The organism is Sulfurospirillum multivorans DSM 12446 (genome assembly GCF_000568815.1).
Classification (GTDB): domain Bacteria; phylum Campylobacterota; class Campylobacteria; order Campylobacterales; family Sulfurospirillaceae; genus Sulfurospirillum; species Sulfurospirillum multivorans.
Genome location: NZ_CP007201.1, coordinates 2,595,935 through 2,620,149 on the forward strand (window position 1 = coordinate 2,595,935; position 24,215 = coordinate 2,620,149).

Sequence of the window (24,215 nt, forward strand, 5' to 3'; positions counted from 1 at the left end):
TTAGTCTTCCTTCTTTGCAGCTTTTGCTACTTCAACAAATACATGAGAAGTTGGTTTTCTGATACCACTCGCACTACCTCGTGCTCTTGGCATAAAACGTTTAAGTACTGGACCTGCGTCAACACGGCAAGAAGCAACCACAACTTCTTGTGGTTCAAATCCGCCATTAGAAACAGCAGAAGCGATCACTTTAGAGATGATTTTTGCACCTTTGTTTGGCATAAACTCTAAACTTGCCATAGCAAGCTCAGCATTCATTCCTTGAACTTCACGTGCAATTAACCTTGCTTTTGTAGGAGATAATCTGATAAATTTTAATATTGCTTTGCTCATAGTCTACCTACTTACCAATTTTTTTCTGAACAGAGCCTTTATGACCCTTGAACGTACGAGTTGGTGCGAATTCACCCATTTTATAACCGATATGGTTCTCTGTAACGTACACTGGAACAAAGTTTCTACCGTTATGGACATTGAATGTCAAACCGATCATATCAGGAATAATAGTACTTCTACGAGACCATGTCTTAATCGGCTTGTTTGATTTTGTCTCTTTTGCTTCAACCGTTTTTTTCAACAAATGAGCATCAACAAAAGGACCTTTTTTTAGCGATCTAGCCATCTATTTTCCTTTTCTTCTAGAAATAATCAGTTTGTCGCTCGCTTTTTTCTTACGAGTTTTTCTACCTTTAGTTGGTTGTCCCCATGGAGTTACTGGATGACGTCCTGAGTTGGTTTTACCCTCACCACCACCATGTGGGTGATCTACTGGGTTCATTGCAGAACCACGAGTTTGAGGTCTAATACCACGGTGTCTGTTACGACCCGCTTTACCGATAACAACGTTTGCCCAGTCTTCATTTCCAACAACACCAACCGTAGCCATACACTCTGCCAAGATTTGTCTCATCTCACCACTTGGAAGTCTTACCATAACATATTGAGTCTCTTTACCCATAAGTTGAGCGTAACCACCAGCACTACGTGCCATTTGTCCGCCTTTACCCGGTTTAAGTTCGACATTGTGTAAGATAGTACCTACAGGGATGCTTTTTAGCTTCATTGCGTTACCTGGTTTAATATCAAGTCCGCTTTCAGCTGATTGAATTTTATCGCCCACTTTTAGACCTGATGGTTGAAGAATATATCTTTTGTCACCATCGGCATAATTGATAAGCGCGATTCTACAGTTTCTGTTTGGATCATATTCAATAGCAGCTACGGTTCCCTCTACATCAAATTTTCTTCGTTTGAAGTCAATAATTCTGTACAGTTTTTTAGCACCCGCTTCTTTATGACGTGAAGTGATTCTACCATTGTTATTTCTACCTGCCGTTGCAGCAATTTTAACAAGGAGTGAAGGAACACTTGCTTTTGCAGTAATGTCACTTGAATCAAGTCCTGTTAAAAATCTACGACTGGGGGTATAGGGTTTAAATGATTTTATTGCCATGATTACGCCTCCACATTCTCTAGTTTAGCGCCCTCTGGCAACTGAACATAAAACTTTTTAAAATCATTACGTTTGCCTTCAATGCCTTTAAACTTCTTAACTTTTCCCATAACTCTAAGAGAATTGATTTTTAATGGTGTAAAACCAAAGTATTGTTTTAATACCTCTTTTAAACCATTTTTTGTCATTCTTACGGAAGTTTGGATAACAACTGTACCATTCTCTTGAAGGCTCAAGCTCTTTTCAGTATAAAGGATTGCCTTAATATCAGTAATATCAGCCATTCTTAGCCCTCTTTTGTGATTGTTTCAAGCACTGATTTTTCTATGATTACCGCATAGAACGCAGTTGCTAAATACGCATTAAGCTCATTCGCTTCGACAAGGTAGCAGTTTTGAAGATTTCTAAACGCTAACAATGTATTCTCGTCAACCAATTGTTTAACGATTAATGCGTCTCTTGTACCAAGTGTTTTTACGATTTTTGCTGCATCTTTGGTTTTACCTGATTCTACAGTTAAAGAATCAACAACAAAAAGTGCGTTATTGAGCGCTTTTTCATTCAATGCAAATTCAAGCGCCAATTTTTTCTGTTTTTTATTGACTTTTAAATCATAATTTTTGTTAGCTCGTGGGCCAAATGCAGCACCACCACCAACCCATACTGGACTTCTTCTACTACCAGCACGTGCACCACCACGACCTTTTTGAGCCCATGGTTTTTTACCACCACCGCTTACTTCACCTTTTGTTTTGGTGTTAGCAGTGTTGGAACGAAGCGCAGCTTGGTATGATTTGACATAAAGATATAGGTTATGTGAATGGATCTCTTCAAAGCTTGAAGGAAGAGCCAATGCACCAACATTTTCTAATTTTTCATTTAATACGATTGCGCTACTCATTTAACAATCCTTGCTTTACCTAATGATCCATTTGCACCTGGAACGGAGCCTTTAACAGCTAAGATACCATTTTGTGCGTCAAATGAAACGATCTCATTTTTTACAGTCACTTGAGTGTTACCATAATGACCTGGCATTTTTTTGCCTTTTTGAACACGACCTGGCCATTCGCAGTTACCGATTGAGCCCGTAGTTCTATGGAAACGGTGACCGTGTGCACCAGGACCACCACTAAAATTGTGACGTTTCATAACGCCTGTAAAACCTCTACCTTTAGTACTCAAAGACACTTTAAGTGTTTTTGCTTCACCCAAAGGTGCTGTATCTAAATCACCTGCTTCAGCGTTTGCAACATCAAGTGTTACGAAACGGTTGAATGCAGCAGAAAGGTTATACTTCTTTTGCTGACCCGCAATAGCTTTGTTCATTTTTTTGCCACTCACATATGAAACTAAAGCACGTTTTTCAGCGTTAACTTCACATACTTTCGCTTCTAAAACTCTGAGTAACGTGACAGGAACGCTTGGTACTGCGATTGTTCGGCTCATGCCGATTTTTTCAATAATATATTCCATCATTACCCCTTATTTACCCATAGCTCTAACTTCAACATTGACTTCAGGTGCCAAGTCAAGTTTCATGAGTGAATCAACTGTATCAGTCGTCGCAGACACGATGTCGATCATACGTGCATGGATTCTCATCTCAAATTGCTCTCTTGAAGATTTGTTTACGTGCGGAGATCTAAGCACTGTATAGCGCTTGATTTTTGTAGGCATAGGAATTGGTCCGACGATCTCGGCTCCAGTTCGTTTGACAGCTTCGACGATAGCTGCAACAGATCTGTCTAAAACTCTATGGTCATACGCCTTGAGTTTAAGTCTAATTTTTTCCATTTGGTACCCCTGTAAAGAACTTGCCACCTTGAAGATGACCTAATTAAAGGACTGTGATTTTACAACAATAGATATAAGAAGTCAAGAAATATAGGGCTTTTTAACGTGTAAATATTCATTTTATTTCCTTTTAATAAGGAAGATAATAAACTTTCCCAAAAGGAAAATGATGCAAACACTCCAATTTTTTTACGAAATGAATTTTAAAAATGGTCTCTTTTTGGATCGAAAACTATCCATCACGCACAAAAAAACCATTCTGTATGGACCACGAAAGAGTGGTAAAAGCCATCTGATTGTTGATCATTTAAGCCATTATGAAAAAGGGAGTTATCTCTATATTGATTTTTCCGATGATCGTGTGGAGCCTCATTTGGTGGCTGAAAACGTGTCTCTTTTTATTCAAAAAAACCGCATCAAACTCCTCGTCATCGAGCATTTTGACTTCTCCTTTGAACTTCCCAATGTCGAGGAAATATTGCTTTCAACCTCTTTTACATGTAAAACACTTGCGGGCTTTGACTCCCTCACACTTTACCCACTGGATTTTGAGGAGTTTATCTCGTTTGATAAAAAGCACTCGAATATTGAGCATCTCTTCAATCTCTTTGCCAGTCACGGCACCTACCCACATATTGTGCAAAGTGTTGAGCAAGATTATCAACGGCAGATGCAGATGATGCTGCATCTTATCTTAAACGACACGACCACCTTTTTGATCTACAAACGGTTGTGCGAACTGCAAGGAAGCAAAATTTCGCTGTTTCAAATTTACAACCACTTAAAGAGTTTTACAAAAATTTCCAAAGATAAACTGTATGCCATCACATCCGAGTTGATCGACCAAAAGCTTCTCTTTTTTGTAGAAAAGTACAATCAACCCAGTGCCGCTAAAAAGGTCTATCCGATTGATTTTGCGCTCAAAGATGCCCTCACCTTTAAAAAAGATTTTTTGAAACGTTTTGAAAATATGGTTTTTTTGGAGCTAATTAAGCGCGATAAAAACGTCTTTTACGAAGAGGGGATTGACTTTTTTCTCCCCGAAGAATCCTTAGCCATTGTGTGCGTTGGCTTTGCAACCACGGAGGCGATTGAGATGAAACTTCAAAAGCTTTTACCGACCTTTTGGGCTTTACATGTAAAGCGTATTGAAGTCGTCACACTGAGCAGTGAAAGTGCCAAAGACATTGAAGGATTTAGCTTTTCCATCGCCCCTTTTTGGGAATGGGCGTTACAACTCTAACGTGGGTGTGATGAATTTTTGAATCGTAATGGCATTGCCTTTTTTGTTGAAATAAAAATGGTCTAAAAGTTTGCGAATAATAACAAACCCACGCCCGCTAAACTTCTCAGCATTGAGGACAATGTTTTTGAGCACCATCGTATCAAACCCTTCGCCTTGGTCACTAATCGTCGCTTCAAAAAGTTCGCGTTTACCATTAGGAAGGATGCCATAGACAATTTTGATCTTTTTACGCTGATGCACTTTCTCAAGTCGCAGCATCTCTTCATCAAACAAATTGTGCTCAATCAGATAATTTTTCCGTGCTTTATCGACTCCAAAACTGCCATGTTCCAAAGCATTTAACAGTAGCTCTGAGAGGGTTAGCATAATCTGACTCGATGTTTTGCTATCGATATAATGCGCTTTAAGATACTGCGTAATGCCAAGCAGTGCTGCATCGATCGCTTCGTAGGTGCTCGGGATACGCAGAACCTTAAACGTTTTGGGAAGCTCCAATTTTTGGATGTAAATATAGGTCAGATCATCATCCCCCTTGCCAATACGCTCTTTCACTTTATCGCGAAAATCTTTCACACACATAGAGTCAATAAAATCTTCTTTCAAACACGAAGCATAGAGTTTTCCATCACGCAGGAGACTCTCACTGAGCCCATCGCTGTAGCAGAGCATCTTTGCAATCGGAACGGAAGGAAGGGTGTTGCTTTGAACACTTTTTGTGAAAACACTTAAGGGAGGATTGTTACTGCGAATCGATTGAAACTCACCCTTTTCACTGATGATAAAAAAAGCGGGCATACCACAGGAGGCGTATTTGATAACCGATGCATGAATGTCATACTCCACGAGCACAATGCTCATGATCTCTTCATCAAACAGATTTTTTTGTAAAAATTTGAGCGTTTTGGTGATCCACACATCAAAAACAAAGCCCTCTTCCTCTTCGAGCTCATCAAAAAAGTAGTTCAAAAATCGTGTGATCGCCATCGCACTCATCGCCGCAGAAAGCCCTTTGCCCATCGCATCAGCGATAAATCCCACCAACCTTCCATCGTTGGTTTTGCGAAGGGAGTAGGTGTCGCCACTGAGCGTGCTGTGCGGTTTGTAAGAGATGTCGACACGTAAAAGCTCTTTTTTCTTGTTTTTCGTCAAATCAATTTGCTGATAGTACAGATCGTTTTTGATCACAAAAAGCTCTTTATTGAACGCTTTTTCAAGATCTTCTTTGTGGTGGAACATGTATGGACTCCTTTGGGATATTTTAGCAAATCTACACTAAACTTCGTTTACATGTAAAGATTAAAAGGAATGAAATGTTATGTGGCATTGATGAAGCAGGACGAGGATGTTTAGCAGGACCGCTCGTCGTAGCAGGCGCTATTTTAAAAGAGAGTGTTGCAGGACTCAATGACTCTAAACAACTAAGTCCAAAACAGCGCGAAGCCTTTTTTGAGATCCTTCAAAGCAAAGCCGAATTTAAAATCGTCTTTTGCGACCATACCATGGTCGATACAAAAGGACTCAGTGCCTGCCTTAGATACGCCATAGAAACGATTAAAGCGCATTTTTCGGAGCATGAGATTTTAATGGACGGTAACTGCAATTTTGGCGTTTCGGGTATCACCACGATGGTCAAAGCCGATGCCAAAGTTCCTGAAGTCAGTGCGGCAAGCATTTTAGCCAAAGTCAGCCGTGACCGCTATATGTACAACATTGCGCCTACCTATCCACAGTACGAATTTGAGAAACACAAAGGCTATGGCAGTGCTTTACATGTAGAAAAAATCAGAGCCTTTGGCTACTGCGAAATTCACCGAAAATCCTTCAAACTCAAAGCACTCTCTCAACCTTCGCTGTTCTGATCAATAGCTTTGGTGTTTTTACTTCTTTAAAAAATAATTTTGCAGAAAAACTTCGTTTTCATCTCTTTTTTCTGTGTGCGTTAAAAATTATTTAACACAAATTTAATACTTCTCAAAGAATTAGAGTACTATTATTCGATTGCGATTATCAATATGTAAAATTAAATCTCTTTACATGTAACGCATAACGTAATGAATCAAAGGTAACTCAATGAACTACAAAATGCTCTGCTTATTTCTGATGGGATTTCTCCCTTCCTTGCTTTTTTCGGCGGCTACAACGAATTATGCGGATATTATAAACCGAATCAATCAAACCTTTCAAGAGAGTTTAGCACTGTATGAAAAAGGAGAGCAAGACGAAGCGAAACAAGTGGCGCAAAGTGCCTATTTTGAGCTTTTTGAAAACCTTGAAGGACCGATTCGCATCAACATTTCGGGTAAAAAATCCTACGCGATGGAAGCGCAATTTGTCTCCATTCGTAAGCTGATTAACGATGGTGCATCTGTTGTGAAAGTCAAAGCCGTTATGGATAATCTCTCCGCTGAAATGGCAGAAGTGCTTCCCAAACTGGAAAAAGGAACACGCATCGTTGCCGAAAAAGGCGATGACAGCCATTTGCAAACCGTCGTTGAAACACCTCAACCTGCATTAGATATTAAATGGAAAACGCTCTACAACCACATCGAAGCCAAATACGCCAAAGCCTTGGTTGCTTTTGAAAAAGGCGATAAAGAAGAGACAAAATTTATCATTACCTCGGTTAAATTTGAAGATTACCGCAACGGCATGATCGAAACCGCGGTTCGTAAACACATCTCCAAATGGCGCGATAGCCAAATCCAACAAGAGATGGGACGTGTGATTCGCGCGGTGGATGAAGAGATTCACACCAAAGAGGAGCTCAAAGAGGAGTTAGAGCGTTTGAAAAGCAACATCTGGCATAGCCTTCTTGAACTACCCTCAGACGCGGCTAAACTTGCGGTGGTGAGCGTTAAAGAAGAGGCGATTGAAGAAGTTAAAGAAGATTTTGCTCCTGTGATGGCAAACCTCAAAGCAAAATTGGCCGAAGCGCACACACTCTACAGCAAAGGTGAATCGAAAAAAGCGATGCAAGTGGTTCAAAATTCCTATTTTGACATCTTTGAAGCCAGTGGAATGGAAGTCAAAATTGGCGCAGTCGATAGCACTCTTAAAACAAGCATCGAAGGCTCATTTAGCAAAATTGTTGCACTCATGAAAAATCAAAGCACACCAGGGAGTGTGTTAAACGAGATGGATTCATTAAATACGCAAGTGGCAAAGGGGGCTGAAAAACTCTCGGGTTCTGATTCACCATGGAGTCAATTCCTCTACTCGTTGATCATTATTTTACGTGAGGGCGTTGAAGCACTTATCGTTGTCACCGCCGTCATCGCCTACTTGATTAAAAGCGGTAATGCAACACGTCTTAACATCGTTTACAGCGCTTTGTGGAGTGCCATTGCCCTTAGTTTTGTGACCGCTTTTGTGATGAACTTGATCTTCCAAAACCCAGGCGAATCGCGTGAAATGTTAGAAGGTGTAACGATGCTCGTCGCTGTTGGACTGCTCTACTACGTGGGCTTTTGGCTTCTCTCCAACGCTCATGCGAAAAAATGGAGCCATTACATCGCTGAGAAGGTCTCGGAGTCCCTTAGTTCTGGCTCGATTAAAGCACTCTGGTTTACCGTCTTTTTAGCCGTTTACCGCGAAGGTGCGGAGACGGTGCTGTTCTATCAAGCACTTATTTTCGATGCGAAAACACCGCTGGGGTACAGCATGTTAGCCGCAGGATTTGGCACGGGCGTCATTGCACTTGTCATCCTCTTTTTCCTCCTCAAAGCAGGAGCAATTAAGATCCCGATTAAGCCTTTTTTCATGATCACCAGTGCAATCATCTTTTATATGGCGATTGTTTTTACGGGCAAAGGCATTATGGAACTCGTGGAAGGCAAAGTGTTTCAACCTACCCTTATTGAGGGCTTTCCAACGCTAACGTGGCTTGGAATTTACCCGTACATGCAAAGCCTTATTCCCCAAGCAGTGCTTATCATTGGGCTGATTGTGGGCTCGTTATACATCATGGTTCAAGCGAAAAAAGCTTGAATCTCAAAAAAAGGAGAACGATTTTGAGATCTAAATTTTCTAAGGAGGAACTATGTTAAAAATGTTGGCAAAATCAGTCTTAGCACTGAGCGTAGCCGTTATGTTAGCCCATGCCGCAGAGGCTGAGTTTAAAGAGTATCCCATCGGCGAAGAGGTGGTGATGAATCACATGGCAATTGCTGCTGTGTACCTTAAACCGATTGATATGGAACCTAAAGGTATTGACCTAGCACCTTCCCAAGCCGATGTGCATCTTGAAGCCGACATCAGCGCAACCGAAGGTAATACCAATGGTTTTGCCGCAGGCGAGTGGATTCCTTATTTAACGGTCAGTTATGAGGTCAAAAACCTCGACACAGGCAAAAGTAAAAAAGGTAATTTCATGCCAATGGTTGCATCCGATGGTCCTCACTACGGTGCCAACATCAAAATGCTAGGTGTGGGTAACTACGAAGTGAAATTTACGATCGACAATCCTTCAAAACAAGGCTTTGGCAGACATGCTGACGCGGCAACGGGGGTTGGTAAATGGTTTGAACCGTTCACAACAAGCTACAAATTTAAATACACAGGTATTCAAGACTAAAAACCCTAAGAAGAGCCTTTGTGCTCTTCTTTTCTACCCAAAATTTGCGTCTCTTTTTTTTACATGTAACCGAAAAAAGACGCAAGTTTTTGTTGAAGGACACGACGCAATGTCAATTTATTTTATTCACGTGATGCAAGCATTACTAGGCTTTACGCTTCTAAGCGCTTTATGGGAAAAACACCCGAGCCTCAAAGCCACTTTTTTAGCCTCTTTTATCGGTATTTGGATAGGAATTGGACTCTTTGAATGTGCCAATCTTTACCTCTGGGACACCACGCTCAAACTCTATGCCAACGGTGCAATTGCCATTTCATTGCTTCTGGGCTGGGCGGTGTGTCTGCTTCCCTTTAAAAGCGTTAAATTGGTTCTTATGGCACTGCTTGCGATCTCTTTTGGTATAGAGTACGGTACACTGAGTCGTGATTTTCCACTGCTGAAAGGGGCACTTTTAGACACGCTTTCCATTGTCTCTTTGGGCATTGTGATCTTAAGCGCATGTTTGCTTTTGCTGCTTTACTGGTTGATGACAAAGGTCGCTGAAAAGAGCCGTCCTAGCGTTCGAAACACTGCCATTGCGCTTACTACTCTCTTTTTACTGTTAGATATTTTGGGAGAACTTGGCATTGCCTTAATGCGTTTGGGCGTACTTCCGACCTCAACGTGGCTTCTCTCAGCGGTCGCTAAAGTGTTGCATTACTCTTCGTTTTTCACGTACATTTACCTTGCCATCGTCGTTGTCTTAAGTACTCTTTTTCTGCGCCATCAACCGCGCAAAGAGCCTAAAGAAACTGTGGGTGTCATCGCTTCTAGGCGCATTCGTGCGACACGATCATATCTGCAAAAAATCTTTACATGTAACATTATCATCGTGCTTACAATGAGTGCGTTTATGCTCTTCTACGATGTGATCGCTTCACGTCCGCCAACTATTTCGACACCCACAATTTTAGAGCCCGTGAATGGTGAATTTAAAATTCCGATGGAACTCTTGCGCGACAATGACCTGCACCGTTTTGCGTACATTACCGATGAGGGCAATAAAATTCGCTTCTTTCTGCTCAACCGTTACAAAGAGAAAGATGCACCTGTCGCCGTGTTTGACGCGTGCATGATTTGTGGCGATATGGGCTATGTCAAAAAAGGCGATGAGCTCATTTGTATCGCGTGCAATGTGCGCATTTTTATCCCATCTGTCGGTAAAGAAGGTGGGTGCAATCCTATTCCGTTCCCGTATCAGTTTGATGGCAAAGAGATCACATTCAAGTTAGAGACGATCCTCAAAGGGGTGAACTACTTCTCAGAAGTCGTGGAAAAAAGCGTGAGTGACCCCGTCAGTGGTGCCAAATTGATTAACCTCAAAGCGCCTAAAACCTATGTGTTTGGTGGAAAAACCTACTACTTTGAGAACAACGATACCTATGAAAAATTTAAAGAAAACCCTGAGCGCTACGTGGGAACTGCGAGTGAATCGCACTGGAGAGCACAAGGCTACCAAGCGTTAGGAGAGATAAACAAATGATGGAATACACACTCCTTAAAAGTGCCCTCTGGGGCAATAAAACTCAAAAGATGCTCGCCTTTTTGACTATCTTTTTAGCCTCCATGCTGGTCGCTTCGATGCTCAACATCACGCTTGGCATTGGCGATAAGGTCGCACTTGAGCTTCGCAGTTATGGCTCCAATATCATCGTTTTACCCAAAGGTGGCGCACTGAGTATGGAGATCGAAGGCAAAACCTTTAAGCCTTTGCAAGAAGATGCTTATTTGGACGAGAGCAAACTGCCTAAAATCAAAGAGGTTTTTTGGCGCAACAATATCGCAGCGTACGCTCCTTTTTTAGAGGGGAAAATCGCTTGGTCGAAAGCGTCGATACCTGTTGCCATCATTGGCACTTATTTTGATAAAAATCTCCCGATTGCTGATGAGCCAAATTACCGCATTGGCGTCAAGTCACTTTACCCATTTTGGAGCGTTGAAGGAGCGTGGATCGAGGATGATACGGAAGCGAACATTTTGATCGGCGAAACCCTCGCCAAAGAGCACCACATCGCGGTTGGCGACACCCTCACACTGGCAGATAAATCTTTACATGTAAAGGGTATTTTAAAAGGGGCACAAGAGGCGGAGAGCAAGATCATGATGTCCATGGCTCTGGCACAAACACTGCTGGGTAAACCTGAAAAAATCTCCCGTGTGGAAGTCTCAGCGCTTACGGTTCCAGAGGACGACCTCTCGATGAAAGCCAAACGAAACCCTGCGGAGCTCGATACTTTGGAGTATGACCATTGGTACTGCACCGCGTATGTGAGCTCGATTGCCTACCAAATCGAAGAAGAGTACAAAGGTGCTACGGCAAAGGCACTGATGAAAGTGAGCGATGGCGAGAGCAAAGTCGTGAAAAAAATCCAATCCCTGATGGGCATGGTCAGCATCATCGCGCTCATTGCCGCGTCCATTGGTATCGCTTCGTTGATGGCATCGGAGATTCACCGTCGTAAAAAAGAGATCGGACTCTTAAAAGCATTGGGGGCTAGCAATCTTGCGATCTACGCGCTTTTCATTGCCGAATCACTCAGTGTTGCTCTTATCGCAGGAGCTGTTGGAGCGCTTGTGGGGTATGGACTTTCGATGCTGATAGCGCTCAGTATCTTCGGACATGCTGTTGAAATTTCATGGATTATTTTACCCCTTACAATCAGTTTTGCGCTCATTATCGCCTTTGTGGGCTCACTGCTTCCGATGCGCGGCGTAATCGATCTTTTACCTGCGGAGGTGCTTTATGGTCGCAAATAAAAAACAAACCTTGCGCAGTGCTTTTTTACTTCGTTCGGTCTTTAAAAGCCTTCGTTTCAGTTACGATCATACCCTCATCATTTTTATTTCCATCATGCTAGGAGCATGCGTGACGGGAGCTTTTGTCAATGTTTATCTCGACATCGACTCTAAGATGCGCAAAGAGCTCAAGGCGTATGGCGCCAATGTGCTTTTCACGCCCCAGTCGGTTGAAAAATCCCTTTTCTTCGATCAAAGTGATTATGAAAAGTCTTTACATGTAATCCCAAAAGGCTCCCTTTTAGGTGCCTCACCCTACCTCTTTGGAACGGTGCGCTTAAGTCTGGGTGATGCTGTGATGGCAGGTGTTGACTTTGCAGGGATGAAAGTGGCTAAACCTTTTTTAGAGGTCGTACAAGGAGCGTACATCAACGTCGATTTTGACGAACGAAACGCCCTTATTGGGGTGGATTTGGCGAAAAAGATGGAACTCAAAGTGGGCTCAAGCATCAATTTAGTCAATGAACAAAGCGGCTTTTCCACGACCATTCGCATCAAAGGGATCGTCTCCAGTGGCGATAAAGAAGATGGACTTCTTTTTGTCTCTCTTCCTTTGGCACAAAAAGTCTTAGGAAAAGCGGGGCAAATCCATCTGGTTGAAGCGGTCATCTTGGGCGATTTTGATCAAATAAATGCGATCAGTTCGGAGCTTTCCAAAGGAGGCAGTTTCAGCGCCAAACCTCTCGCGCGCATCTCACTCTCAGAAGGTCTGATCTTAGATAAAATCAAATTCTTGATGGCATTGGTCGCCTTTACGGTACTGCTCATCACCTCCATGTGTGTCAATACCACGCTTAGCTCCATCATCTTTTCACGTACCAAAGAGATCGCCCTACTTCGCGCCCTTGGTGCATCCAAACGCAATGTCGCCACTCTTTTTGGCACCGAAACCTTTTTGATGACCCTTTTTGCTTCGGTGTTGGGTGCCTTTTTAGGCTTCTTTTTATCCCAATTTTTTGGCACGGTTATCTTTGGCTCTGGCATTGATTTTCGTTTTTTATCGATTCCGATTGCGACTATTTTATCGCTGCTCTTTGCAGCCATTGCCGCATATTTTCCCATCAAGCGTTCATTGAACTTGCCTGTGGCGACTATTTTAAGAGGAGAATAATTCTTAATGACACCTGTATTAGAACTTAAAAATATTGAAAAAAAATTTGGCGACGTAATCGCATTAGAGGGCATCAATCTATCCGTACACAAAGGCGAGTGGATCAGCATCATGGGCCCATCGGGTTCTGGAAAAACAACGCTACTTAACATTCTTTCTTTAATGGATGCTCCCACTAGTGGTGAATACCTTTTGGGTGGCGTTAATGCAGGCTTTTTGGATGAAGCGCAAAAGCTTGTGATCAGACGTGAAAAAGTGGGGCTTATCTTTCAACAATTTCACCTCATTCCCTACCTCAGTGCGCTTGAAAATGTCATGCTAGCACAATACTACCATAGTAGCGTGGATGAAGAAGATGCCAAAGCAGCACTTGCCAAAGTGGGATTAGCACACCGTTTAACCCACCGTCCTTCCGAGCTTTCAGGCGGTGAGCAACAACGCTTGTGTATCGCGCGTTCACTTATAAATGATCCTGAAATCCTCCTCGCCGATGAACCAACAGGCAATTTGGATGAGCAAAATGAGAAAGTCATCCTCGATCTTTTCTGTCGTTTAAGGGAAGAAGGCAAGACGATCATTCTGATCACCCATAACCCTGAACTTGGACGCTATGCGAATCGCATCATCAACCTTCGCCATGGAAAAATGGAAGAGGCGCCTCATGCGTAAATCTACTTTTGCCCTTCTCCTTTTGGCACTGCTTTTCACTGCCTGCGCTGGTGTGCCGCAAAAAGCGAAGATGAATGCGCAAGCACCCGAACTCTCGGCAAAAACGCTCAGTGGTGACGCGGTTCATTTATCCAATTATGCAGGAAAAATCGTGGTACTTCGCTTTTGGATGATCGGGTGTGCCTCATGTACCGAAGCGATGCCACTGTTAGATCAATTACAAACGCAATACCCCGATACATTAGCCATCGTTGCGATCAATTCTATCAATGAGAACAGAGATTGCCGCGTTTGAAGCCCAGTCAAAATTTCACTATCCGCTTTTAAAAGATGATATTGATATTACGGCTAAACGTTACAACGTGCGTTCCGTGCCGATTATGTTTTTGATTGACAATCACGGTGTTTTAAAAGAGGTCATCCATGGAGAACTGCCATGGAAGGAAGCTCAAAAAATCATTATGAAGTACCTCTAATGCGTTACTTTGGATGGATTTTATTTTTATTTTTGAGTGGTTGCACTGAAAACCTTACACAAAAAAATCACATCGTCATTGGTGAGAGCAAACCCATTCAAAGCACCTTTACCCCTAAAGAGGTGCGTCTAAAGCTCTCGTATGAGAAACCGTATCTGCTCTTTTTCTTCTCCAAAACGTGCGGTGCGTGCAAAGAGGCGATTCCCTACTTAAATGAATTGGCGCAAAGCTTTCAAGGAGAGGTTGAGATCATCGGTATTTTAGGCGGAAGTGCACGCAGTGATAACGACATTGCCTTTTTAAATCAGCACGATGTTCGCTTTAAAGTCATCTCAGATCCGCAATCAACGGAGTATTTTAGCAAAGCTGTTGGTGGCGTTTACGGTGTGCCTCTGTTTGCTTTTTTCTCCAGTGAAGGCAAAGAGAAGAAACGTTTTTTAGGGCTTGTTCCCAAATCTCTTTTAGAGGAGATACTCAAAACGATACGTCCTAACGAGTTTTAAAACGACACCTCACGTTATAACTGCATCGAGAAAGCAGTTCCATTCTATTTGTATTTTAATAATCGTTTTTATTTAGACATAAGGTTACTGTCTATATAATGCGCTCTTATGAAATTGGATTTAGAAAGGAATGCTTATGGATTTATCTCAAATCACTAAAAATCAAAAAGCGCATATCACCCATATACACGCACAACATTCGTTGAAAAAACGCCTCTTCTCACTCGGTCTTGGTGTAGGTAAAGAGGTCGAAGTCGTCGAGACAAGCCTTCAAAAAAATACGATTAAAATTACTCTTGGCTTTAGCGCCGTTGCCCTTCGTTTCGATGAAGCGAAACTCATCGAAGTCGAGGTTGCCTGATGAAAAAAATTGTTATCGCCCTTGTAGGACAACCCAATGTCGGCAAAAGTCACCTTGCCAATGCCATCAGTGGCTCCAATCTCAAAATCGGAAACTTTGCAGGCGTTACGGTTGAAAAAGCAACCGCGCGCCTCAGTACTGAGGATTTTGCTATTGAATTTATCGACCTTCCAGGCCTTTACTCTTTGGAAGATTTTGCCGCGGATGAAAAAGTAACCAAAGACTTTTTGCTGGGTGCCGAATACGACCTAATCTTAAATGTGCTTGACTCTACGAACTTAGAGCGCAATTTAATGCTTACCACTGAGCTGATGGAACTTCAAAAGAAAATGGTGATAGCTCTGAATATGGACGATGAAGCGATCAAAGAAGGCATTCATATCAACGCCGATGCGATGAGCAAAATTCTCTCTATTCCATGTATCCGTGTCTCTTCTAAGACTAAAACCAACATCGATCTTTTGGTTGAAAAGATTTTACATGTAAGCAAAAATCCTCTTGTTGAGCCCAAAATGATCTACAGCGATGAAGTCGAAGAGCAACTCCAAACCATCGTAAAATTTTTAGATGACAAACATTTTCATGGCAAAGATGCACTCACAAACCGCCAAATCGCTGTTGGGCTTTTGTGGCAGAAAAAAGAGATGTACGCTTACATGCACGAACATCCTCTCTACGTTGAGCTCCAGCCGATTCTCAATAACGCGCTCGGACATGTTTACATGTACTGCCAATGCGAAGAGATCGAAGAGGTTATCAACCGCCAACACAGCGCATTTTCAACTGGTTTGAGCGCCGAAGTTCTGAGTGTTACTCACGTTAAAAATCGCAATCTTACACAAAAAATCGACACGATTTTGATTCATAAACTTCTTGGTCTTCCTATCTTTATCTTCTTAATGTGGGGACTGTTTCAACTCACCTTTACACTTGGTGAAATTCCGATGGGCTGGATCGAAGAGAGCTTTGGCTGGCTGGGTGAAACTATAGGGGCGTCGATCACCAACGAGGCGCTGAAATCACTCATTGTCGATGGTATCATCGCGGGTGTGGGAAGCGTCATCATGTTCCTTCCGAACATTATGATTCTGTTCTTAGGCATTGCGCTTTTGGAGACAACGGGTTATATGTCCAGAGCGGCGTTTTTGCTCGATGGATTTTTCCATAAATTTGGTCTGCATGGTAAAAGTTTTGTGCCTCTTGTCACCGGTTTTGGATGTTCTGTGCCTGCGTATATGGCAGCGCGTACCCTTAAAAACAAAAAAGACCGATTGCTTACCATGTTTATCATCGGTTTCATGAGTTGTGGCGCACGCCTTCCTGTGTATGTTCTGTTTGCAGGTGCTTTTTTTGATGAAAGCATGGCAGGAAATGCTCTGTTTGCTATCTATATCGTTGGCGCTCTTTTAGGACTCATCGCGGCGAAGATTTTGCGTGTGACGGCGTTTAAAGGTGAAGATGAACCGTTTGTTATGGAGATGCCAAAGTACCGTCTTCCAAGCCTGAAATTGCTCTGGTTTGTGGTCTATTCGAAGTCTGCGATGTACATCAAAAAAGCGGGAACGTTCATTCTTTTGGCGTCCATGCTTATCTGGTTTATCAGCTCTTACCCTCAAAATAGCCTGATCGAAGAGGAGTACACAACCAAGATCGAAGCGCTCCAAGCACAACTGGATGAAGCGGTTTCCATGGAAACCGTAGCACCAAACCAAGAAGTGACTGAGGAGGTAAAACCTACTGAAGAGGCTACCGCTGAGCTAACAACTCAAGATTCCGCTTCCATCGAAGACACCATTGCCGCTCTTGAAAATGAAAAACATGAAAAATTGGTGGAAAATACCTACCTTGGCATCATGGGAAAAGCGATCGAGCCTGCGTTTGCACCGCTTGGATTTGACTGGAAAATGGGGGTTGCAACGATTAGTGGATTGGCGGCCAAAGAGGTCATTGTCTCAACGCTGGGCGTTCTCTACTCTCTAGGTGATGAAGTGACAGAAGAAGACACCTCACTTCGTGAAGTCATTGCTTCTAATATGAGCCTCGCTTCCGCGATGGCGTTTATCGTCTTTGTTATGGTTTATCTGCCATGCCTTGCCGCAACCGCTGTGTTTGCCAAAGAGGCTGAGAGCATCAAATACACGGTCTACTTAGTCGCATTTACCTTTATCACCGCGTGGGTGCTTGCGTTTATCACCTATCGAATCGTTCTACTGTTGAGTTAAAAAATGTGGCTACCTCGCGTAGCCACACCTTTACATGTAAACGCGTTTGAGCTGGTCGATGTTCGATCCTAGATTTAACAGCAGCAGATCGGCAAGGACCAAAGCTGCCATCGATTCTGCCACGACACTACCGCGCACCGCGATGCACGGATCGTGCCTTCCCTTGAGATTACATGTAAGCACATTCCCCTTTGTGTCGATCGTCTCTTGCGCGATAAAAATAGAAGGGGTCGGTTTGAAATAGACTTTACATGTAATCACATCGCCATTGCTCATACCGCCCAAAATGCCGCCACTGTGGTTGGTGGCAAAGCCCTCTTTCGTGATTCCATCATTGTTCATTGAGCCTTTCAGTACTGAAGAGCCAAACCCTTCGCCGATTTCCACACCTTTAACACCGTTAATGCCCATCATCGCTTCTGCCAAGAGGGCATCTAGTTTATAGTAAATTGGCTCGCCAAGTCCGATAGGAGCACCAACAACCTGCACAAGCGCTACACCACCGACCGAGTCATGCGCATTTTTCGCCTCTAAAATGGTTGCCTTTTGCGCCTCTTCGACACTGGCATCGAGTGCGTAAATCTCGCTTTGGCTGACACGCGCAAAATCATAGCTTTTGGCTTCAATACCACCAATGGCGCAAATGCCGCTTTGAACCTTTACATGTAACGTATTTAAAAGCAATTTTGCAATCGCCCCTGCCGCCACACGTGCCGCGGTTTCTCTTGCACTACTACGTCCACCACCACGGTAATCTCGGATGCCGTATTTATGAAAATAGGTGAAATCGGCGTGTCCTGGGCGAAAAAGATCTTTGACACTCTCGTAATCACCGCTTTTTTGGTTCTCATTAAAAATGACCATCGCGATGGGTGTGCCCGTACTAAGACCCTCAAAAACACCACTTAAAATCTCGATTTTATCGCCCTCTTTGCGTGCGGTGGCAAATTTATTTTGCCCTGGTTTTCTACGATCAAGTTCACTTTGGATAAATTCTTCATCGATTGCTAGCCCTGCTGGTACGCCATCGACAACACATCCGATCGCCTTTCCATGCGACTCGCCAAAGGTCGTAAAACAAAAACGCTTGCCAAAGGTATTCATCGAACTTCCTTTTTAAGAATCTCCAACGCCAACATGGCTGCTTTTTGTTGCGCCTCTTTTTTGCTTTTGCCACTCGCAACGGAGAGATCACGACCTCTCACGCTGACAGCAATTTCAAACTCTTTTTTATGATCCGGTCCAAAAGATCGCACCAAGCGGTACTCTGGCGTCATGCCAAAATGGGCTTGTGTAAGCTCTTGAAGTGTGGTTTTATGGTCTCTAAAAATGGCGTCCATATCGATTTTAGGGTACGCCTCTTCCAAAAGTGCCACTGCCAAATCCCTCGCCTTTTCAAGTCCTGCTTCGAGGTAAAGTGCGCCGATGATCGCTTCAAATGCGTTAGAGAGCAAGGAAGGTTTTTCGCGCCCGTTGTTGTTCTCTTCGGCTAAAGAGATGTAGATGTATTCGCCCAAATGTAGCAGTCGTGCAAGTTTTTCAAAACTTTTTTCATTTACCAAGGAAGCGCGAAGTTTGGAGAGTTCACCTTCCGCGACCTCTGTAAATTCGTGGTACAGATACTCACCCACGATGAGATCCAGCACCGCGTCACCTAAAAATTCAAGGCGCTCGTTGTTGTACGGTTGTTTGGAACTTTTGTGTGTCAGTGCCTCGATTATCAGGTTTTGATCCCTAAACTGATAACCCAAGCGCTTCTGTATCGCTTCTAATCTTTTTTGCATGATTATGACTCCATCAATTTAATTTTTGTTGCTTCTTCTTTGGCGATTTTATCGCACATTTCATTCTCGGCATGCCCATCGTGACCTCTGACCCAAATGCCATGGACTTTATGAATTTTGGAGACATCGAGGTAGCGTTGCCACATTTCAGGGTTCTTCACCTTCGCAAAGTTTTTGCGTTTCCAACCATCCAACCACTCGTTAATCCCTTTGATCACATAACTCGAATCGCTAATCAGCGTCACATCACACGGCTCTTTAAGCGCTGCTAAACCTTCGATGACCGCCAAAAGTTCCATCTGATTATTGGTGGCATTTGCCATTCCACCACTGACAATGCGCTCGGTACTGCCAAACCGTAAAATCGCGCAATAGCCACCAGAACCCGGATTGCCGAGGGAGGAGCCATCACAGAAAAGAGATATTTTCTTCATGATCCGCTTTAATAAGGTTGGTTTGAATCGTTACAGTGTCGATGCTTTGGCAGTGCGGACATCTGTAAAAATGAATCGGGAAAACGTGTTTGCATTCAAAGCAAAGGTACTCAAAACTGATGCTTGCTTTAGTATAACCCACACTGTGGAGTTTGCCTAAAACATCGAGCGCAAACGGCATTTCGCTCTTGGGCTCAACATAGGGCGCCAGTCCCCGTGCCATCGCGATTTGCTGCACCAATGGATCTTTACATGTAAGAATGTCATACACCATAAAATCCACATACCACAACAGATCCATCATTCCTCGAAACGGCAAGGTTTCAAAAAATGAAGGCTCGATTTTGATCCCAGTTTCCAACATATATTCAAACAGTTTTCGCTTTAAAAAAGGTGTTGTAGCGGAGAGTTCAAGCAGTTTTTCAACTTTTTCGCCCTCTTTAAGGCGACTGTCTTTAATCGTACTAAGCGCTTTTAAGTAAGCTCGCTGTACCCCAACTTTGGCACCCAACTCTTCTAACGAGTCCAGTACCTCTTCGGCTTTGGTGTATTCTTGAAGTTGCTCATAGGCAACGGTTAAATACTTCAAAGACTCCTCGTTGCGTGGATGCAGGTGCAATGACTCTAAAAAAACTTCAGAGCTTCGGCGAAGAAAACCCGCTTTAAAATAGGTCTTGCCCAACGTGGAGAGAAGGTACTGCTTCTCATCTTTGCCTTTAACGCGTTTGAGCGTGACCAGATAGATATTGATCGCTTTTTCATAATCGCCTCCTTTGCCATACGCATGCGCAAGCAGGGCTAAGGATTCGAGAGGAATGGAAGCGTCTTCGAGGAGCTTTTTATACTCATTTTCATCGGTGACAATTTCAAATTTTTTAACAAATTTATCGATGCTTTGCTTCTCTTCTTTGCTCTTAAAAACACCCCACCAATAGTTGGAAAACGAGATGACAAAAACAATCGCAAACAAGATAATGACGCCAAAAAGGGGATCACGGTACGCTATAAAAAAATTATCCAAAACGTAAACCTTCGCATATGAAGTTGAAACAGAATTCTATTATACCAAACTTGATATAATATGACTATGATAGACAAAACATCCATAGAAAATCTCAAACAACGCCTTGATATTGTTGACGTCGTAGGCTCGTACTTAGAGCTGAAGAAAAATGGCGCGAACTACAAGTGCGTCTGCCCATTTCACAACGACACCAGCCCAAGCCTTGTGGTGAGCCCATCGAAGCAGATTTACCACTGTTTTGCCTGTGGCGCAGGAGGCGATAGCATCAAATTTGTGATGGAATACGAAAAACTCTCCTACCCCGAAACCATCGAAAAACTCGCTAACATGGTCAACTTTTCACTCTCCTACACCACCAATGAAGGGGTGAAAAAAGAGGATCGAAAGTTGATGGAGACGCTCAATCTTTTCTACGTCAAACAGCTCGATTTTACCCCTTTTGCTAAGGAATATCTTGCAAAACGAGGCATTTCTGAAGCTTCTGCGGAGAAGTTTGAGATCGGCTATGCACCTGCTTCCTTTGCGACGCTTGATTTTCTAAGCTCCAGAGGTTACGCGATGAGTGAAGGCATAGAGTATGGTGTCGCAGGTGTGGGCGAGAACAATCAACCGTATGCCCGTTTTATCGAACGTGTCACATTTCCCATCTATTCACCAAGTAATCGACTCGTTGGTTTTGGCGGACGAACTCTCTCCAATCACCCAGCCAAATACGTCAATTCGCCTCAAACCAAGCACTTTAACAAATCGCAACTGCTGTATGGTTATCAGCTTGCCAAAGAGAGTATTTATAAGAAAAAATCCATCATCATCACCGAAGGGTATCTTGATGTCATAATGCTGCATCAAGCGGGCTTCACTCACGCCGTTGCAACGCTTGGAACCGCCCTTACGAATGAACATATTCCTCTCATCACGAGGGGTGATCCTGAAGTGATTGTGGCGTACGATGGCGATGATGCGGGCATTAATGCAGCACTCAAAGCTTCGTTTTTGCTGAGTGCGCATGGCATCAAAGGAGGCGTGGTGCTCTTTGGCAATGGCATGGACCCTGCGGATATGGTGCAAAATGGTTTGATGGACGCACTCAATCATCTCTTTCGCACCCCTCAACCCTTCATCGAGTTTGCACTAGAGCGCATGGTCAAAAAGTACAATCTCAAAGACCCTTTAGCCAAACAGCAAGCCCTAACCGAGGCGATGAGTTACCTCAAAACGCTTCCGCAAGCCATTCAAGAGAGCTACACAGGCATGCTCTCTGAAAAACTGGGATTGCATCACAATTTGGTCAAAATCCAAAGCCATAAACCGCAAAGACTTGATAAAAAAGAGCGTGTGTTTGAAGATATGTTGGAGCTTACGATCATTAAAACGATTCTCAGCCAGCCGAATCTGATTGACACGGTACTCGATACCATCGATAGTTCCATGTTCAAAACCCATCACGAAGAGTTTTCGCTTCTTTTGGAAAATCAACTTGAACACCCCAAACTCAGACGCATTTTGCTTTGGGAAGACATTAAAATTTACGATGAGAAGTCGCTCATCGCTTCGATGGTCGCTTTTTTGTACCATTACTACAACGAAAAATTCCAAGAGATCAAAACCGCGCGTGAACTCAGTTACGATAAAAAGCAGTTTTTGATCCGTAAAATTCAAGAAAAAATGATGAAATTAAAACAAGGTGAATTGGTTCCGTATGAAAGCATTAGTACTCTATAGCGGCGGGCTTGACAGCATGCTCGCGATGAAACTTTTAAGTGATCAGGGCATTGAGGTCATTGCGCTGCACATTAACATTGGATTTGGTATCAAAGAAGACCATTATGAAACACTCAAACGTCGCTCCGCCATTGCTGGAGCAACCCTTGAAGTGATCGATGTACGCGATCAATACCTTCAAGAAATTCTCTTTAGCCCCAAACACGGCTATGGCAAACAGTTCAATCCGTGCATCGACTGTCATGGGTTTATGTTCACGGTCGCAAAATCCCTGCTTCCACGTTATGGCGCTTCGTTTATTGCAACCGGCGAAGTGGTCGGACAACGCCCGATGAGCCAAAATAAAGACGCCTTGCGCCTTGTGAAAAAGATAGCGAACGACATCGATGAAGACATTATTCTTCGTCCACTCTGCGCGCTTGTCATGGAAGAGACGAAGCCTGAGCGTGAAGGGTGGGTTGATCGAAGCAGACTTTTAGGCTTTAATGGAAGAGGACGTCATGCACAACTTGCCCTTGCTAAAGAGCTCGGTTGGGAAGATTTTCCCACACCCGCAGGGGGCTGTTTGCTCACCGATGTGCAATTTACTGCGCGTCTGCGCGACTTTATAGCGCATGACACCTTTGCCAAAGAGGACATTGACGTGCTGAAAAACGGAAGGCATTTTAGGCTTCCTGCTGGCGCAAAACTGGTCATTGGGCGCAATGAAACAGAGAACGATTTTCTTGATTCCTTGCACAATCCCAAGTTTAATCTTTTACATGTAAGCGGTGAGATGAATGCGCCAAGCTCACTTCTTTCTAAAAATGCTTCTGCTTCGGATGAAGCGCTTGCGTGTCGTATGGTGCTCAGTTTTACCAAAGCCATTCCAGAGCAAACCTATGCACTGAGTCTTGGCGAAAAAATTCTCTACGCGAGCCCTTATGCAAGTAAAGAGGAGAGTAAAAAATATCTTATATAGTTTTTTAAAGATATTTTTTGTACTATAGTCGGCTATGGAATTACACTATGAGGATTATGAGATGGGCTTATCAAGCACAATGATTTTTTTAATCGTTGATGATTCAAAAATATCACGGAGATGGCTTATCGAAATGATTCCTAAAAAAATCCTTGAAAGTGCGGAAATCATCGAAGGATGCAATGGCGAAGAGGCAATCGCACTTTACGATCAACACCGTCCCGATATCGTTTTTTTGGATATTACGATGCCTATTATCGATGGGTTTGAAGCGTTGGAGCGTATTCGCGCCATCAACAAAGATGCCCTAGTGGTGATGGTCTCAGCCGATCGTCAAAAAAGCACGAAAGAGAAAGTTTTAAGCCTTGGTGCTTCGGCACTGATCTCAAAACCTATTGATGAAGAAGAATTTCGTACAACCCTCTTAAAGTTGGTATTTTAAATGACAACGCCCTATTTTAACCCGCAGCAAGAAGATATTTTAAAAGAGCTTATTAACGTCTCCTTTGGGCTTTCCGCCTCATTAATCGGCGATATGCTCGACAACCATGCCAAACTACACATTCCTGATATTTCAAACATTGACATCCATAATTTAGACGATAAAATCGTTGAAGTCTTGGAAGAAGAGTATGAATTTTATCTCACAAAACAGCGTTTTTTAGGCTCGTTTAACGGTGAAGTCCTTTTTGTCTTTAACCGCTATTCCGCCCATGCGTTTTGTGATCTTTTGCTCAAACAAGAGATGAGCGACGAGAGTGATATCAAATCGTCTATTTTGGAACTGACCAATATTATCACCTCCGCATGTATTGGAAAATTCTGTGAGATCATTCATGGTGAGACGATCTTTAAAGTTCCTTCCATCGAAAAACGTGAAATCTCTGAGATGGATAAATACGACAAAATCGAAGGTTATGACAATGTCATTGTTATCAAAACCGCCCTTGACATCGAAAAAGAGAATATCTTAGGACACATGTTTATACTTCTGAACAACGAGATGCTTGATCATCTTAAAAATACGATCGATAAGATATAACG

General features: G+C 43.1%; 28 protein-coding genes and 1 pseudogene. 17 read left to right on the forward strand and 12 right to left on the reverse strand.

Going from position 1 to position 24,215, the window contains the following annotated elements; translation table 11 throughout:
• Positions 1-3: 3 nt before the first annotated feature.
• The 7 genes and pseudogenes from rplV to rpsJ all read right to left on the reverse strand — a co-directional run.
• Positions 4-333 (reverse strand): annotated as a pseudogene (gene rplV / locus SMUL_RS13440) (50S ribosomal protein L22); the annotation flags it as partial.
• A gap of 7 nt (positions 334-340) precedes the next feature.
• On the reverse strand, positions 341-622 hold the full coding sequence (gene rpsS, locus SMUL_RS13445) for a 30S ribosomal protein S19 (protein WP_025345775.1): 282 nt from the start codon (positions 620-622) through the stop codon (positions 341-343).
• Positions 623-1,453, reverse strand: a complete 831-nt coding sequence (rplB, locus tag SMUL_RS13450) for a 50S ribosomal protein L2 (RefSeq protein ID WP_025345776.1) — start codon at positions 1,451-1,453, stop codon at positions 623-625.
• A 2-nt stretch (positions 1,454-1,455) separates the two neighbouring features.
• Positions 1,456-1,737, reverse strand: a complete 282-nt coding sequence (locus SMUL_RS13455; protein ID WP_025345777.1) for a 50S ribosomal protein L23 — start codon at positions 1,735-1,737, stop codon at positions 1,456-1,458.
• 2 nt (positions 1,738-1,739) lie between these two features.
• Positions 1,740-2,354 (reverse strand): 50S ribosomal protein L4, encoded by a 615-nt coding sequence (rplD, locus tag SMUL_RS13460; protein ID WP_025345778.1) that lies wholly within the window; start codon positions 2,352-2,354, stop codon positions 1,740-1,742.
• Positions 2,351-2,929: a 50S ribosomal protein L3 gene (rplC, locus tag SMUL_RS13465; RefSeq protein ID WP_025345779.1), complete on the reverse strand. Its 579-nt coding sequence runs from the start codon at positions 2,927-2,929 to the stop codon at positions 2,351-2,353. The genes rplD and rplC overlap by 4 nt, the downstream gene beginning before the upstream one ends.
• Before the next feature lie 9 nt (positions 2,930-2,938).
• Positions 2,939-3,250: a 30S ribosomal protein S10 gene (gene rpsJ, locus SMUL_RS13470; protein WP_025345780.1), complete on the reverse strand. Its 312-nt coding sequence runs from the start codon at positions 3,248-3,250 to the stop codon at positions 2,939-2,941.
• A gap of 169 nt (positions 3,251-3,419) precedes the next feature.
• On the opposite strand from rpsJ, the gene SMUL_RS13475 reads away from it, so the two are divergent.
• A complete protein-coding gene (locus SMUL_RS13475) occupies positions 3,420-4,493 on the forward strand; it encodes an ATP-binding protein (protein WP_025345781.1) in 1,074 nt (357 codons plus the stop codon).
• On the opposite strand, the gene SMUL_RS13480 is transcribed toward SMUL_RS13475, so the two are convergent.
• A complete protein-coding gene (locus SMUL_RS13480; protein ID WP_025345782.1) occupies positions 4,482-5,732 on the reverse strand; it encodes an ATP-binding SpoIIE family protein phosphatase in 1,251 nt (416 codons plus the stop codon). The genes SMUL_RS13475 and SMUL_RS13480 overlap by 12 nt on opposite strands.
• 74 nt (positions 5,733-5,806) lie before the next feature.
• Between SMUL_RS13480 and SMUL_RS13485 the strand changes: the two genes are divergently transcribed.
• The 12 genes from SMUL_RS13485 (at position 5,807) to feoB (ending at position 17,246) form a co-directional block, all read left to right on the forward strand.
• Complete coding sequence (locus tag SMUL_RS13485) at positions 5,807-6,355, forward strand: ribonuclease HII (RefSeq protein ID WP_025345783.1); 549 nt, start codon at positions 5,807-5,809, stop codon at positions 6,353-6,355.
• Positions 6,356-6,566: 211 nt separating this feature from the next.
• Positions 6,567-8,483: an FTR1 family iron permease gene (locus SMUL_RS13490; RefSeq protein WP_025345784.1), complete on the forward strand. Its 1,917-nt coding sequence runs from the start codon at positions 6,567-6,569 to the stop codon at positions 8,481-8,483.
• A 52-nt stretch (positions 8,484-8,535) separates the two neighbouring features.
• On the forward strand, positions 8,536-9,069 hold the full coding sequence (locus SMUL_RS13495) for an iron transporter (RefSeq protein ID WP_025345785.1): 534 nt from the start codon (positions 8,536-8,538) through the stop codon (positions 9,067-9,069).
• Positions 9,070-9,178: 109 nt separating this feature from the next.
• A complete protein-coding gene (locus tag SMUL_RS13500) occupies positions 9,179-10,591 on the forward strand; it encodes a Fe-S-containing protein (protein ID WP_025345786.1) in 1,413 nt (470 codons plus the stop codon).
• Positions 10,588-11,865: an ABC transporter permease gene (locus SMUL_RS13505; RefSeq protein WP_148295306.1), complete on the forward strand. Its 1,278-nt coding sequence runs from the start codon at positions 10,588-10,590 to the stop codon at positions 11,863-11,865. Before SMUL_RS13500 ends, SMUL_RS13505 begins: the two co-directional genes overlap by 4 nt.
• Positions 11,852-13,015 (forward strand): ABC transporter permease, encoded by a 1,164-nt coding sequence (locus SMUL_RS13510; RefSeq protein ID WP_038533467.1) that lies wholly within the window; start codon positions 11,852-11,854, stop codon positions 13,013-13,015. The genes SMUL_RS13505 and SMUL_RS13510 overlap by 14 nt, the downstream gene beginning before the upstream one ends.
• Positions 13,016-13,021: 6 nt before the next feature.
• On the forward strand, positions 13,022-13,684 hold the full coding sequence (locus SMUL_RS13515; RefSeq protein WP_025345789.1) for an ABC transporter ATP-binding protein: 663 nt from the start codon (positions 13,022-13,024) through the stop codon (positions 13,682-13,684).
• On the forward strand, positions 13,677-13,979 hold the full coding sequence (locus SMUL_RS13520; protein ID WP_051492703.1) for a TlpA family protein disulfide reductase: 303 nt from the start codon (positions 13,677-13,679) through the stop codon (positions 13,977-13,979). The genes SMUL_RS13515 and SMUL_RS13520 overlap by 8 nt, the downstream gene beginning before the upstream one ends.
• Complete coding sequence (locus SMUL_RS17110; protein ID WP_148295307.1) at positions 13,954-14,160, forward strand: TlpA family protein disulfide reductase; 207 nt, start codon at positions 13,954-13,956, stop codon at positions 14,158-14,160. The genes SMUL_RS13520 and SMUL_RS17110 overlap by 26 nt, the downstream gene beginning before the upstream one ends.
• Positions 14,121-14,663 (forward strand): TlpA family protein disulfide reductase, encoded by a 543-nt coding sequence (locus SMUL_RS13525; protein WP_223809714.1) that lies wholly within the window; start codon positions 14,121-14,123, stop codon positions 14,661-14,663. The genes SMUL_RS17110 and SMUL_RS13525 overlap by 40 nt, the downstream gene beginning before the upstream one ends.
• A 136-nt stretch (positions 14,664-14,799) precedes the next feature.
• Positions 14,800-15,024 carry a FeoA family protein gene (locus tag SMUL_RS13530; RefSeq protein WP_025345791.1) on the forward strand — a complete coding sequence of 75 codons (225 nt, stop codon included), beginning with the start codon at positions 14,800-14,802 and terminating at the stop codon, positions 15,022-15,024.
• Positions 15,024-17,246 (forward strand): ferrous iron transport protein B, encoded by a 2,223-nt coding sequence (gene feoB, locus SMUL_RS13535; protein ID WP_025345792.1) that lies wholly within the window; start codon positions 15,024-15,026, stop codon positions 17,244-17,246. The genes SMUL_RS13530 and feoB overlap by 1 nt, the downstream gene beginning before the upstream one ends.
• A 30-nt stretch (positions 17,247-17,276) precedes the next feature.
• On the opposite strand, the gene aroC is transcribed toward feoB, so the two are convergent.
• Genes aroC through SMUL_RS13555 form a run of 4 tightly spaced genes read right to left on the reverse strand, consistent with a single transcriptional unit; the run spans position 17,277 to position 20,485 of the window.
• On the reverse strand, positions 17,277-18,350 hold the full coding sequence (aroC, locus tag SMUL_RS13540) for a chorismate synthase (RefSeq protein WP_025345793.1): 1,074 nt from the start codon (positions 18,348-18,350) through the stop codon (positions 17,277-17,279).
• Entirely contained in the window at positions 18,347-19,030 is a 684-nt protein-coding gene (rnc, locus tag SMUL_RS13545) for a ribonuclease III (RefSeq protein WP_025345794.1), read from the reverse strand. Before rnc ends, aroC begins: the two co-directional genes overlap by 4 nt.
• Positions 19,031-19,032: 2 nt before the next feature.
• On the reverse strand, positions 19,033-19,464 hold the full coding sequence (rnhA, locus tag SMUL_RS13550; protein ID WP_025345795.1) for a ribonuclease HI: 432 nt from the start codon (positions 19,462-19,464) through the stop codon (positions 19,033-19,035).
• Positions 19,439-20,485 (reverse strand): tetratricopeptide repeat protein, encoded by a 1,047-nt coding sequence (locus SMUL_RS13555; protein WP_025345796.1) that lies wholly within the window; start codon positions 20,483-20,485, stop codon positions 19,439-19,441. The genes rnhA and SMUL_RS13555 overlap by 26 nt, the downstream gene beginning before the upstream one ends.
• A 66-nt stretch (positions 20,486-20,551) precedes the next feature.
• On the opposite strand from SMUL_RS13555, the gene dnaG reads away from it, so the two are divergent.
• From dnaG to SMUL_RS13575, 4 genes are all read left to right on the forward strand, one after another.
• Positions 20,552-22,210, forward strand: a complete 1,659-nt coding sequence (gene dnaG, locus SMUL_RS13560; RefSeq protein ID WP_025345797.1) for a DNA primase — start codon at positions 20,552-20,554, stop codon at positions 22,208-22,210.
• Positions 22,188-23,171, forward strand: a complete 984-nt coding sequence (locus SMUL_RS13565; protein WP_025345798.1) for an argininosuccinate synthase domain-containing protein — start codon at positions 22,188-22,190, stop codon at positions 23,169-23,171. Before dnaG ends, SMUL_RS13565 begins: the two co-directional genes overlap by 23 nt.
• 61 nt (positions 23,172-23,232) lie before the next feature.
• Positions 23,233-23,613, forward strand: coding sequence for a response regulator (locus SMUL_RS13570; RefSeq protein WP_038533471.1), 381 nt, complete (start codon positions 23,233-23,235; stop codon positions 23,611-23,613).
• On the forward strand, positions 23,614-24,213 hold the full coding sequence (locus SMUL_RS13575; protein WP_025345800.1) for a chemotaxis protein CheC: 600 nt from the start codon (positions 23,614-23,616) through the stop codon (positions 24,211-24,213).
• Positions 24,214-24,215: the final 2 nt, after the last annotated feature.